Origin of the sequence: Leptospira ainlahdjerensis (assembly GCF_016919175.1) — a bacterium.
Taxonomy (GTDB): domain Bacteria; phylum Spirochaetota; class Leptospiria; order Leptospirales; family Leptospiraceae; genus Leptospira; species Leptospira ainlahdjerensis.
The window spans coordinates 272589-285730 of sequence record NZ_JAFFPU010000075.1 but is presented as its reverse complement, the minus strand read 5'-3'; the positions used below and the strand labels follow the sequence as shown (position 1 = coordinate 285730).

The following is a 13142-nucleotide window of genomic DNA, read 5'->3' as shown; positions in this document are numbered from 1 at the left end:
TTTACTTAAAGAATCGTCACGATGTCTTTTTGTGTCCTCAGATATTCGGACGCGTATTCCAATTCACCTATGGATTCTGCGTGAATTGTATAAAGCAGTTCTTCTTTTTCGACCTTTCTTCCGATCGGCGATAAAAAGTGAACTCCCGCAGACGGTGAACTTGGGGCGCCTGCAAGTCTCGCGATTTTAGCGATTCTTCGATTGTCTATTTCCGCAACCAGACCCGCTTTTTCCGAAAGAACATTGAGATAAAACTCTGCGACGGCCGGTTCCTTCATCCCGCCTTGGGCATTGCAAATCGCTTCAAATTTGTTCCACGCCTTTCCTGACTCTAAGATTTCCTTAGCGATCTGAAATCCATTTTGACGTTTGAATAAATCAGAAAATTCTAATATAGAACCGGCCATAAATAGCGCTCTTTCTTTTAGATCCGCTGGCGCTTCCCGCTCGTTTTTCAAAACTGAAATACAATCTCTTATTTCCAAGGCCGGACCTATTCCCCTTCCGATCGGTTGTGATCCGTCCGAAATGATAACTCTGACTTTTAATCCAACCGATTTACCGACGACCGTGAAATAGTATTTTAGTTTTTCTGCATCTTCTTCCGTACGAATTTTAGCGGTCTTTCCGACGGGAATGTCGATGACGACGTGAGTGGAACCGGCTGCGGCTTTCTTGGATAGAACCGATGCGATCATTTGACCGAGGCTATCCACTTCCAATGCACGTTCGACTCGAATCAGAATATCATCGGCAGGACTTAGGCCGATGGATCCGCCCCACGCAATACATCCGCCTTCTTGCTCCACGACCGATTTCATTTTTTCAAGGGTCAAGTTCACGGTGGTGACAGCTTCCATCGTATCGGCCGTTCCCGCAGGAGAGGTGATAGCCCTCGAAGATGTTTTGGGAATCGTAAGTCCAGCGGCAGCAACTATGGATACTACAATCGGGGTGGTTCTGTTTCCGGGAAGGCCGCCTACGCAGTGTTTATCGACTACAACTTTGCTGTTCCATTTTAGAATCGATCCCGCGTGAATCATTGCTTTGGTAAGAGATTTGATTTCTTCCAGATTGAGATGATCTCCCGAACAAGCCGTGATAAACGAAGCGATTTCAATATTAGAATATTTCTCATCCTTAATGTCTTTTATAATTCTATGAAAGGCGGCTTCGTCCAGACGGTTTTCATACATTTTGGATCGGACGTCGTGCATCGATTGAACCGGTTGTAAATGCGCGAGCTTGACGAGATCTCCTTCTTTTGCGTTTACGGCTTTCCAGGCGCTATTCGAAAGTCCGGCCTCGCCTCTGTGAAGGATCTTATTCTCGATTATGTTCAGAGAGGCGATGATCGTTTTATCTCCTACCGTGACCTCCACTCGATTAAGCGCCACGAATCCTTCCGATTTACAAACAGGGCAATCCCTTCTTAAGAAAATTACGTATTCTTGGTTGGTATCAATTCCTAAATTTTTGAGATAAAGAGTTTCAATCCTTTCTTCCATTCTATAATTCCAATTCTTTAATATCGAATAAGTTCGGTACGGTGCAGTTCCAATTCAAAAGATCGCTTAGTTTAACGCGAAGAGCGTCCGATGCGCCTTTTTCACCGTGAACGATAAAGGTTTCGGTGGGTTTGTTTTCTAAGTTGTTTAACCAATCTATAATTTCTTCTTGGTCTGCGTGGGAAGACAAACCTTCTACCAATCGAACCTCAGCCTTAACTTTATAAAATTTTCCATAAATCTTAACTTCGTGATTTCCTTCTTGCAATTGTCTACCTCTTGTTCCAGCCGCTTGAAAGCCGCACAAGAGAACCGTAGCATTCGGATCCTCCAAATAATTTTGAAGATAGGTGAGAACTCTTCCTCCGGTCGCCATTCCGCTTCCCGCAATCACGATCTTAGGCGAACGATCTTCTGCGAATTGCAACGTTTCTTTCATCGATTCCGTTTTTTGAAAACAATCCCAAACTTGCGAACATTCTATCGGAGAAAGTTTATGCCATTTTGTATGAGTCTGAAAGACTTCGAAAACGTTTCTTCCCATAGGACTATCCATTATCATCGGAATGTCCGGAATTTTAGATTCCGATTTTAATTTCCAAAGAAGATACATCAAACTCTGCGCTCTTTCTACTGCAAAGCTGGGAAGAATCACGGTTCCTTTTCTTTCCAAGGTTTCGTTTAATATTTTTATTAATTGCTCTTCCGGATTTTTAGGATGAATCCTATTTCCGTAAGTACTCTCGATAAAAAGATAGTCTGCTTTTTTAGGTTTGTGGGGAGGATACAGAAGTAAGTCCTCCGGTCTTCCGATATCCCCGGAAAATACGAAGAGTTTTCCAAAAATTTCTAACTCGATAAAAGTTGCGCCGAGGATATGGCCGTTGTATTGAAATCTTGCGCGAACTCCTTCCCCCAAATCCTTCCAGTGATCCAATTCGCAGGAATATAAATATGTAAGAGAAGCGGTTGCTTCTTTGAGATCGTAAAGAGGAACTGCGGGTTTGTGCTTGGAGTAGCCTCCTCGATTGGCGCGATCCGCTTCTTCTTCTTGAATCTTGCCGGAATCTTTTAAGATGATTTCCGCAATTTCAAGAGTCGGTGCGCTCCCGAGAATTTTACCGCGAAATCCTTGTTTGACGAGTCTCGGGATATAACCCGTATGATCGAGATGACCGTGTGTAAGGAGCACCCAGTCAATTTCGGAAGCGTTGACCGGAAGTGTGCTCCAATTCAAAAGTCTGAGTTCTTTAAGCCCTTGGAAGAGCCCGCAATCAACGAGGATTTTTGTTTTGCCTGTATCGATTAAATATTTGGAACCGGTGACCGTGCCCGAAGCGCCTAAGAAATGAATTTGAACGGTTGAACTCATTGCTTAAGGGACGCTTTCGAAATGGAAAAAAACAATCAGAATATTTCTAAGGATTCTTGATATAAATCAAATCATCGAGCCGCTAAAAATTTTCCCAGACCTTTTTTCTTTCCAACGTCATCCAAGACGTTTCCGTTTTGAACGCAGAGATTTCCGTTTATAAAGACCGCGTCTACGGCCTTGTCGTTTCTTCGAACCAAACGAACGATTCCACCCAATTCTTCCAGAGGCGCTTCGTGAATTTCTTCGACCGAATTGTCCAAACCTTCCGGGTTTAAGATTACGATATCCGCTCGAGAACCTTTTTCCAGACGACCTGCGTCGATTCCAAACCAGTCAGCAATTTCACCCGTTAATCTCCAGATCGCTTTTTCCAAAGTTAAGAATGGTTTGCCTTCTCGGATTCCATCATTGACGAGCCGTAACATACGAAGAGGAAAGTTGTAATGAGCCATTCCGCGAAGATGAGCGCCCGCGTCCGAAAAACCGATCAGGACATCCGGATGACTGATGATAAACTTCAAAGGTCCGGGTCTATCGTTGGCGATCACCGTGTACCATCGGATATCGTTTCCGTATTCCGCGCAAAGATTGAGAAACGTATCGACGACGTGTTCTTTTCTTTCTTTGGAGATTTGATAAAACGTCTTACCGATCAAAGAAGAATCCGGACATTCCACGACGGTTGCTTGATTGAAATCGCGGTGAAAAACTCTCGGAAGAAAAAAGTTGGTCCATTGTTTTCGAAACCACTTTCGATATCCTTTGTCGAGAAGGAGTTTTTTTCTTTCCACAAGATCGGCGAGATGGATCGCGGCAGTGCCGGCTCCGAATTCTTCAAACACAACAACGTCGACTCCATCCGCATAAAGATCGAAAATTTCCGGTAAGGCTTGGAAGCGAAAGTCCGCGCCTAAGAATCGATTGATCAAACGTGCGAGTCCGGCCACGAGTCGATAGAGAGTTCGATTGGATCTCGGGTCCATCAAAGAGATGATCGTAGTTTTTAGTTTTTTACGGAAGACTCCGATGCTTTCCCAGAAGAAAAGGATAACGTTCACTTTGGTGGAAACGTTAGGCACTCCTTGAAAGATTTTTCCATTCTCCCTAAGAATCCGATTGAAACTTCGAAACTCGGACCAAGAGGCGAACGTGGAAGGAAGAGGTTTACTTCGAAAACGGGTTCCATCCATTTTATCCCAACGAAGAGTATTGATCGAAAGACCGAGATAACCCGCGTCGATTCCTTCTTGGAGAAGGGCTTTCATACGAGCCATTTCTTCCTCACTGGGTTTGACACCTTTGCTCAAAGATCTTTCGAGACCCATCACATACGCACGAATGGAAGAATGGCCTACAAAGGAAGTGACATTGGGTCCGAGAGGCAATTGATTTAGGTGTTCTGTATATTCTTTCAGAGTATTCCAGGTTTTTTTCTTTTGTAAAAGCGGAAGCACTTGTTCTCTGGGAATCGCTTCGACCCTGGAAAACATATCCGCCAAATCTTCCGGAGATCCCAAAGCCAGACTCAGAGAACAACTTCCGAGCGTTACGGTCGTAACTCCGTGACGAAGAGACTCCGAAAGGGATGGAGCGGCCTCGATCTCGGCGTCATAGTGTGTGTGAAAATCGATAAATCCTGGCGTGACCCAACGACCTCGCGCATCCCAAACCGCTTCCGCAGAATTTTCATCCAAGGGAGAAACGCTGATTTCCAACAGTTGTCCATTGGCAATTCCGAGATGACGAATCTCCGGAGGAGCCCCTGTTCCGTCGAAAAACAGTCCGTTTTTTATAATCCAGTCATAGGTTTTCATTCTTAAAAATTTTCTCCCCAATGCGTACGTTAGGTGCGCTTTTTCAGTGGATCGAAAGCGTTTTTAGGTTTTAGTCAAACATTTTAATTTTGTGGAATTCCATAGTTCATTGTAATAATAAATAATATATCGATCGTTATGGATAGAATAGCTAAAAATTGCAATTCTGGCCACTCTACGCTATCTCTTGAGAAATGCGAAATTATAAAACGACCTAAATATTAAAAAATGAATGAACTAATGTTCATTATATAAAAGTTATATTTTTTATACGAATGCTCTTGACAGAGTTTTGGCGGGGTTTAAATTCTTACTTCGGTGTAACAAGCACTATAAGCGAAGAAGACCAAAGCGAAATCTAGAAAAAGAGAAAATACAAATAGTGAAGAGAATTGAGGTAATTGAAATGCGCAAATTAAGCTTATTGATCCTTATGAGTTTCCTTTTAACAGGTTCTTTAATGGCATCCGGTGGTGGGTCTTCTTCGAAACCATTATCCGGTTCGTATCCGATCGTTCTTTCCCACGGATTATTCGGTTGGGGAGCGGATTCTAGCGGAGTTATCAACATCGTAAATTATTGGGGTGGAATGGACACTTACTTGAGAAATCAAGGTGCGACCGTCTATGCTCCCACTAAAACTGCGGCTCAGTCTAATGAAACAAGAGGCGCGGAGTTAAGAGACAAAATCAACGTTTACATGGCGGCTAACGGCTTTAGTAAAGTTCACATTCTCGGTCACTCACAAGGTGGTTTGGATAGCCGCTACATGGTTTCCAATTTAGGAATGTCCGGAAAAATTTCCACTCTGACCTCCCTGAATTCCCCCCACAGAGGAAGTCCGATCGCAGATATCGTAAGCGCCGTGATTCCAAGCTGGGCAAAACCTTTTGTTTCTGCGGTTCTTGGCGTTGTGGTTCAGTTGGTTTATGGTGGTGGACAACAAGACGCAATCAAAGCATTGAATTCTTTGACTACCAGCGGAATGGCGGCTTTTAACGGTTATACACCGGACAAAGCAGGCGTTAAATACTATTCTTACGGGTCCACGATCACTATTCCGGATCTCATTCAACACCCATTGATGGGGATTCTTTATCCGGCATGTTGGGCGGGTGGAGTTTTTAATGGACAAGGCGGTTCTAACGACGGTCTCGTTCCTGCTACTTCTCAAAAATGGGGAACTTGGAAAGGTGGACCTTCTTACGGAATTTTAACCACAGGTGTGGATCACCTTCAGGCTTCTAACACTCTCCTTTCCGGTCAGACTTGGTATGACGTAGAGGGATATTTCCTCGCTATGGCTTCTAACGCAAAAGCGAATCAGTAGTTTCCTAAAATTCCAGTAACCGTGCAAGATAGGATTCCGCGTTCAAACGCGGAGTCCTTTTTTTTATTTTTTCTCCGCTTTTGATCGACTAACTACCAATAGTTGTAGAATTAATTCCCGAGTTCCGATTTAATACCATTCCCTATGAAACCTTCGTTTGCAATTTTAGGCTCCGGAAGTATCGGAACTTATCTCGGATGTAAATTGTTAGCCGCAGGTAATTCAGTAATTTTTTATGGTAGAGAAAGAATTCAAAATGAATTGAAAACTTTCGGAGCCAAAATCACGGACTTTACTGGTAGTGAAATACTCGTTTCGGCGGATTCTATTTCCTATACGACGTCTCTTCAGGGAGTTTCCGATGCTGATGTTTTTTTTGTCACCGTTAAATCGAGGGACACAAAGGATCTCGCGCAGGAGCTGGGTGGAATTCTTGAAAAAAGACAGAAAAAACATTCGGTTTCCAACGCGCTTCCGCTCGTAATCAGTTTTCAAAACGGGGTTAGAAACGCGGAGGTTCTCAGAGAAGGTTTAAAAAATCTTCCTGTGGAGGTTTTGGCGGGAATGGTTCCTTTTAATGTCGTTTCCAAAGGAAACGGCCACTTTCACCAAGGGACCAGCGGAAATCTCGTAGTCGAATACTCTCGCTCCGGACGTTCCATCGTTTCTATTTTAAACCGCGCCGGTCTTTTTGCAAACTCTCATAAAAATATCGGGGGTGTCCTTTGGGGAAAATTGATCTTTAACTTGAATAATTCTTTGAATGCCTTATCAGGGCTGACCCTGAAAACCGAAATTTCAAAACCCGGTTATAGGAAAATTCTTTCCAAACTTATGAAAGAATCTCTTGAAATTCTCAGACTCGCCGAAATTCGTCCGGTTCGTTCCGGAAAGATGATTCCGACGCTGGCTCCTTACATTCTGAATCTTCCGGATTTTCTTTTTTTTAGAATCGCATCCGGAATGGTGAAAATCGATCCTCAGGCACGTTCCTCCATGTGGGAAGATTTGATTCATAAAAGGCCGACGGAAATCGATTCTCTAAACGGAGAAGTGATCAAACTCGCGGACGTTATGGGTCATCCAGCACCGCTCAATCGTGAAATCGTTCGTTTGATCAAAGAGGCGGAAACAAATTCTAACGTTTTGAATTTGAGCCCGGAAGAATTGGCGAAAAAAATGAAAATTGTATTGGATTAGTTTTTTAGAATATTCCAAATTGATTTAGTCTTATCAGTTTCTTTCCGGACGTATTTTTGTTCCCATTCTTTCAAAGTCAGACCTTCCTTTTCCGCTTGTTTTTCTCTAAATCCGTTTAACAAAGTTTTTGTGATCGGATAACCTGCTATTGCGGAGGGGATTCCTATTAAAAATCCTCCTAAAAACATAGGTGCTCCCATATCGTTTATCAAAAAAATACTCCAGTATTTTAAACCTTCGTATAATTCCAAAGAACTGGAATGATCGATGACAGCCAAAATACGGTCAAAGCTGATCACGGACATACTCCATCCGAGAAGGTTGTATGCGCCGGCTCCGGTGATATAGAAAATATAATAGAAAAAGGGAAGTGTTACGGGATTCGTAATCCAAATCATCGCGATCGCGATCGGCATATAAAAGCGGATTCCGGCCAGCCGCAGGACGACCCAGGTGATCAGACCTAGATACATTTGAATCCCGATCAGCGGTGTGAGTGACCAGAAAAGTCCGATCGAAGTTCCTAAACAAACCTCTTTGACAGGAGCGTGCGACTGTTGAAAAGGAACGATGATTTGTTGGTGTATAAGTCTATAAACTGCTTTTATCATGATCGAAATCAAAGATTGGATTTGATTCTTTCCTTTGTGTAGGTTTGTAAAGCATTCAGATATTCTTTGTGGAGCGGGAAGATCTCGATCGCTTTTTTAATTTCTTCTTCCGCTTTGACCGAATCTTTTCTTTTTTCAAAATAAAATTTAGATAACAAAAAGTGAGATTCCGATTTGAGGGCTCTTCCCCGGAAAACTTTGGTAACTCCTTTTTCCAAAGAAGAAATCGCTCCTTCCGAATTTCCTTCCATAATCAAACACAAACTAAACCCGTAATAGGCGTCTCCTTTATCGGAAAGGGAAATCGAGTTTTGAAATTCGCTCAGACTTTGTTTTCTTAAATTCTGACGAAGATAGAGACTTCCTAAATTCTCATGAAGAATCGCCTCACTGTCCGGACCTTTTTCCTTTGCGATTACGAGCGCTTCTTGAAAGATTTTTTCTGCATCTTTGTAGTCCTTGTTCGATTCGTAGACGAGTCCCAATCCTCTTTTGCAATCCAAAGATTTCGGATCTAAGAGAAGACATTTGGAAAAATCTTTTTCGGCAGCGACCTGATTTTTTTGGAGATAACGAATCCAACCTCGAACATACAGGAGTTCCGCTGTATCTCCTTTTTGTTTTAAACTCTCTTCGGCTTTTTGAAGGGCTTCAACAAGATTGTCTTTTTCGGTAAGATCTCGGATTTCCAAAACGGAAATCGAATCCTTCTTATTACAGTTTGCAAGGAAGAAGAATAATGAAATCGCGATCCAAGCGAAACTAAGAAGAGTTCTAAAGTTCGAAATTTTTTTTTTCATAAGCGTATAAAAATCCATTCCTCGAGGAAGTGTATCCTTCCATGTAAAAAAAGTTGAATCAAAAGGAAAATCTGTCGTAACAACGACAGATTTTTCCGTGAAAGTCGCGCGCCCCACCCTGATCTTGGGTGGAGGGGTGGGTGGCGGGAAAACCCCCGGGTGACTTTTCTCTATCAGAAAATCATTATTTTGCAAGGAAAATCTCCCCTTTCTAGGAACTCCCACATACAGGCTTCATTGTCAGTCCCTTGATTCCAAATCGCTTCCGAACCGGATGGAAAGATTTTCTACGGAAATCGAAACTCCTCCGGATCTTCGCAAAAAATATCGACGGTTCTCCACTTGCACAGAAAGATTCTAAGATCGTTCGATTAAAGCAATCCGGAAAGAACTACAAAATATCTTTTTTCAAAGAACGTTCGATTCATTCTGATTTTGAAATCTGAATCAAAGCTGGTTTTCCAGAAAGCTTGCGACCAATTCAGCTGATTTTTTTCCCTCTTCGATACATTCTTTCGCTCTATGAAATTCCATAAGACCTATGTTTCTAAGTCTCGGCGCGATGATTAGATCCGGCGGGTCTCCGGCCATTCTACTCCGAGTGATTCGGATTTGCATAACGTTGACACTCTTCGACATTACTTCGATCATTCCCGGTTTTTCATCCTTTTCTTTTTGGAGATTCTCATCCAAATCCTTTCCCCAAAAACGTGAAAGGAACGATTTTCGATCGTTTTCTTTTTCGCTTACTTCCTCCGGAGAATCCTTTCGATCTAGAAGATCTTGGTTGAGATCGACGGCGATTACGAATTCCGCACCCATCGCCTTACAGAGAGAAACGGGAACCGGATTGACAAGACCTCCGTCCACGAGCCAACGTTCACCTAATTTTACGGGAGAAAAAATTCCAGGGAGAGAAATGGAAGCCCGAACTGCTTGTGGAACTGAGCCTTCTCGCAACCAAATCTCCGCTCCGTTGTCTATGTCGGTTGCGATTGCGCCGAACTTTTTTTCGAGATGTTCGAAGTTGAGGTTCTTGAATTCTTTTTCAAAAAAATCGAAAAGTTTTTTGCCGCTGATCAGCCCCCCTCCGAAAGATATGTCCATAAATCCTAAAATATCTTTCCATTCTAAGGTTTGAACCCATTCTTCCAGACGATCGAGTTTGCCTGCTGCGTAAAAAGCTCCTACGATCGAACCGATCGAGGTTCCACAGATAATATCGGGCTTCCAACCGTAGGATTCCAAGACTCGTATAACGCCGATATGCGACCAACCTCGGGCCGAACCGCTTCCTAAAGCCAATCCTACGATTCTTTTTTTGTCCTTTTTCAATGGGTTCCCCGCTTTTTTTATATAAGATTCTTTGAAAAAATGAAAAAGATCCAGTCAGATAGAAATTTTTTACGTTTAATATTCCGTCAGTTGTTATATGCAATTGACGACCATCAATTGAATTTCAACTTTAATTCGGAACGGATCTAAATTCGAGATGCAATTTTCAAAAATATTTTTTTTCCTAATTGGTCCGTTCGCCTTGATTATTTTGGTAATGATCTCTTCCCCCTGGCAGGCCGGGGACGGACTTAAGGCTTACCAAGGTAAAATCGATTTGAGAGGAATCCAAGATCCGGATTTCGGGATGACCAAACTCAATGGAGAATGGGAATTCAATTGGCTTCAAGAACCCGACGATCAGATAGAAAATCGTTCTATAGGATTTATTAGCGTTCCGGGTTCTTGGACGAACGAGAGCAAAAATCACCAAGCCTTTCCGAAATTTGGTTATGCAACTTATCGGCTCAAAGTTTTTCTTCCCGATGTATGGAAGCATAAGATTCTTTCGGTTTCCTTAGGGAGTGTTTCTTCGGCATACCGCGTTAAGATCAATGGACAACTGATCGGAGAAGGCGGAGTTCCGGGTCTGACCGCTGAGACCACCGTTCCAAGAATCGAACCCAGAGACTTCCTATTCGCGGCCGAAGAAGGCGAGGCTCAGATCGAAATTTTTATCTCCAATTTTACTTCTACTTTGCCCGGAATCTTACTCCCTGTGTCGATCGGTCCGGCGGAGTCCGCAAGCGTTTCCAAGGCGATTACTCTTTTCTTCGATATTTTCTCCTTCAGTAGTCTTTTGATTATGGGGATCTATCATATCTTCCAGTATCTTTATCTGAGAAGTAGCGTTTCCCCTTTGTATTTCGGAATGTACAGCTTGGTGATTTGTATTAGAACCTCCTTGATCAATTCAAAAATTGTAATGCTTTTTTTTCCGGAAGTTCCTTGGTCTTGGATCAATAAAATCAACCACCTAACTTTGTCGGTGAGTGTTCCATTCTTCTTATTATTTTTTAGCTCAGTCTTTGCTCCCTATGTAAATCGAAAATACATCAATGCCGGGGTCATCTTTTCGATCTTATTTTCGATCGTAACTTTGTTCGGAGATATGCAATTCAATAATCAGAATATTTCGATCTATCACTACTTCATTCTTCTTACGATCTTCTATCTTTTTTATACGATTCTAAAAATCGACTTCGACAAAGAGAGAAACTACACTTATATCTTGTATGGTTCCGGAATTTTGTTCATCGCGGTGTTGGTGGATTTATTTTACGCCCGTGTTTTAAAAACGGGAAGTATTCAAACTTCGCACTACGCACTCGTGTTTTTCGTCTTTTTACAATCGCTTTTGTTGGCATCGGAAAGATCCCGCAAATTTGCGGAAACAAGGGAATTAGCGCTCAACTTAAGGACTTCCAACTTAGAATTGTTCGAGATGAAGGAACAACTCGTACAAAAGATCGAAGATCGAACCAGAGTCCTCAACGACAACATCGTTCAGATCAACCGGGAATTGGAAATCGCCCAAAACGTTCAGAGAAAGATACTAACGCCGCTGGATCGAACGATATCGGGAATTCGATTTTTTTACGAATACATGCCGCTTGAAAAAGTGGGCGGGGACTTTTTGGACGTCTCCGAAATTCTTCCCGGAAAAATTCGAGTGATGATCGCGGACGCGGTCGGTCACGGCGTGCAAGCGTCCTTGATGACGATGGCTTTAAAAACGGAATATGAAGAACTCAAGAATTTGGAGAATCCGGCCCAGATTCTCAAAGAATTGAATTTTCGATTTTTGAAAAAATTCGATTCTTTGGAAAGTATCTTTCCTTGTTTGATCGGAGACATCGAGATCGAAAAAGAGGAATTTACGTACGCTTCTGCGGGACATCCCGATCAAATTCTTCAAAGACCGAATGAATTTCCGTCTTTGATTCATAAAACGGGGCCGATTTTAGGACTTTTTGAATCTCTCGAAATTGCGTCCAACACGATTTCATTTCCGACTGGATCCCGTCTTCTCCTTTTTTCTGACGGATTGATCGAGAATCGTATGAAGGATTCCTTAAATACGAAACAATACAATATGGAATTGATTACGAAATGTCTTCACGAAGGAAGAGAGAATAGTCTGAATACTTTGATTCAAGAGATCATAAAAATCGAGGAACTGACGAGAGGAGACAATCCACGCTACGACGATATCACCGTCATAGCCGTGGAATCGTATTCTACAAAAAAAGGTTAAGCGACAACGACCAGTTCGCCGGAGCATTTTACTTCTCCGGAATCGTCGGCGGCTTCTAAAGAAACGGTAATCAGTTTTTCGCCGTTTTCTTCCTTCTTCCTTTTTACCTTTCCGGTGCAGGTGAGTTTTTGTCCCGGTTTGGTCATATTCTTAAACGTAACTCCGAATTCGCGGATTTGTTTTTGATCCGCCCAAGAAGTACAAAGCCTTCCGAGTTGTGCCATCACATACATTCCGTGAGCGATCGTTCCGTCGAGTCCAGTCTTACGCGCGAAGTCGGGATCGTTGTGGATCGGATTAAAATCTCCGGAAGCTCCCGCATAACGCACAAGGTTCGCGTGTGTGATCACGTCTGTTTTGAGAGGAGGAAGTTCGTATCCGACTTCAATTTTATCAAAATCAATCTTACTCATATCAGGCCTCCGGTTTTCTGATGAAAATAGACATTTCAGCTTCTACGATCGATTCACCTTTCGCGTTTCGAATCGTAGTTTTGAAAGTCATCGTATCCATCTTTCCGACAGTAACGTTTATACATTCTCCCTGAGAAGAAACTCTTCCGGGAAGAATGGGTTTGAGATAGGTGTATTTTTCTTTGAGGTGAAGAATCCGAGACGTATCCACTCCCATGTTTTCCATATCCTGCCAAATTTTAGGATAACCCCAGAATTGGATCACAGTTGCATAAGTGGGAGGTGCGGGGATGTCTTCGTATCCCGCTTTTTTAGCGGCTTCTAAATCAAAATAGATCGGGTTAGTTTCCCCGATGGCCTGACAGAATTCGCGGATCTTTCCTTTTTCTACGTCGAATTCGTAGCGATCCAGCTTGGTTCCGATCAGGTCTTTGGATATTCCTTTTACTGACATATAAAGTTCCTGAGAATTGTTTTTAAAAAGGGCTTTCGACCGGAT

General features: G+C 42.7%; 11 protein-coding genes. 3 read left to right on the top strand and 8 right to left on the bottom strand.

Going from position 1 to position 13142, the window contains the following annotated elements; genetic code table 11:
• Positions 1-5 precede the first annotated feature (5 nt).
• The 3 genes from JWG45_RS19895 to JWG45_RS19885 all read right to left on the bottom strand — a co-directional run bounded on the left by JWG45_RS19895 (position 6) and on the right by JWG45_RS19885 (position 4697).
• Positions 6-1508 carry a thymidine phosphorylase family protein gene (locus JWG45_RS19895; RefSeq protein ID WP_205281346.1) on the bottom strand — a complete coding sequence of 501 codons (1503 nt, stop codon included), beginning with the start codon at positions 1506-1508 and terminating at the stop codon, positions 6-8.
• A gap of 1 nt (position 1509) precedes the next feature.
• Positions 1510-2880, bottom strand: a complete 1371-nt coding sequence (locus tag JWG45_RS19890) for an MBL fold metallo-hydrolase RNA specificity domain-containing protein (protein ID WP_205281345.1) — start codon at positions 2878-2880, stop codon at positions 1510-1512.
• A 71-nt stretch (positions 2881-2951) separates the two neighbouring features.
• Positions 2952-4697, bottom strand: a complete 1746-nt coding sequence (locus tag JWG45_RS19885; protein ID WP_205281344.1) for an N-acyl-D-amino-acid deacylase family protein — start codon at positions 4695-4697, stop codon at positions 2952-2954.
• Between the two features lie 406 nt (positions 4698-5103).
• Between JWG45_RS19885 and JWG45_RS19880 the strand changes: the two genes are divergently transcribed.
• On the top strand, positions 5104-6027 hold the full coding sequence (locus JWG45_RS19880) for an esterase/lipase family protein (protein ID WP_205281343.1): 924 nt from the start codon (positions 5104-5106) through the stop codon (positions 6025-6027).
• Positions 6028-6171: 144 nt separating this feature from the next.
• Positions 6172-7227: a 2-dehydropantoate 2-reductase gene (locus tag JWG45_RS19875; RefSeq protein WP_205281342.1), complete on the top strand. Its 1056-nt coding sequence runs from the start codon at positions 6172-6174 to the stop codon at positions 7225-7227.
• On the opposite strand, the gene JWG45_RS19870 is transcribed toward JWG45_RS19875, so the two are convergent.
• The 3 genes from JWG45_RS19870 to rssA all read right to left on the bottom strand — a co-directional run bounded on the left by JWG45_RS19870 (position 7224) and on the right by rssA (position 9973).
• Entirely contained in the window at positions 7224-7838 is a 615-nt protein-coding gene (locus JWG45_RS19870; protein WP_205281341.1) for a DUF2062 domain-containing protein, read from the bottom strand. The two genes, JWG45_RS19875 and JWG45_RS19870, sit on opposite strands and share 4 nt — an antisense overlap.
• Positions 7839-7846: 8 nt before the next feature.
• Positions 7847-8638 carry a tetratricopeptide repeat protein gene (locus JWG45_RS19865; RefSeq protein WP_205281520.1) on the bottom strand — a complete coding sequence of 264 codons (792 nt, stop codon included), beginning with the start codon at positions 8636-8638 and terminating at the stop codon, positions 7847-7849.
• Positions 8639-9085: 447 nt separating this feature from the next.
• The gene (gene rssA, locus JWG45_RS19860) at positions 9086-9973 is read right to left on the bottom strand and encodes a patatin-like phospholipase RssA (RefSeq protein WP_205281340.1); all 888 of its coding nucleotides are present in this window, start codon (positions 9971-9973) and stop codon (positions 9086-9088) included.
• A gap of 157 nt (positions 9974-10130) precedes the next feature.
• Between rssA and JWG45_RS19855 the strand changes: the two genes are divergently transcribed.
• Entirely contained in the window at positions 10131-12230 is a 2100-nt protein-coding gene (locus JWG45_RS19855; protein ID WP_205281339.1) for a SpoIIE family protein phosphatase, read from the top strand.
• Here JWG45_RS19855 and JWG45_RS19850 read toward each other — a convergent pair.
• Together JWG45_RS19850 and JWG45_RS19845 are read right to left on the bottom strand one after the other, a co-directional pair.
• Positions 12227-12643 carry a MaoC family dehydratase gene (locus JWG45_RS19850; RefSeq protein WP_118967376.1) on the bottom strand — a complete coding sequence of 139 codons (417 nt, stop codon included), beginning with the start codon at positions 12641-12643 and terminating at the stop codon, positions 12227-12229. The genes JWG45_RS19855 and JWG45_RS19850 overlap by 4 nt on opposite strands.
• Position 12644: 1 nt before the next feature.
• Positions 12645-13097: an FAS1-like dehydratase domain-containing protein gene (locus JWG45_RS19845; RefSeq protein ID WP_205281338.1), complete on the bottom strand. Its 453-nt coding sequence runs from the start codon at positions 13095-13097 to the stop codon at positions 12645-12647.
• Positions 13098-13142 lie beyond the last annotated feature (45 nt).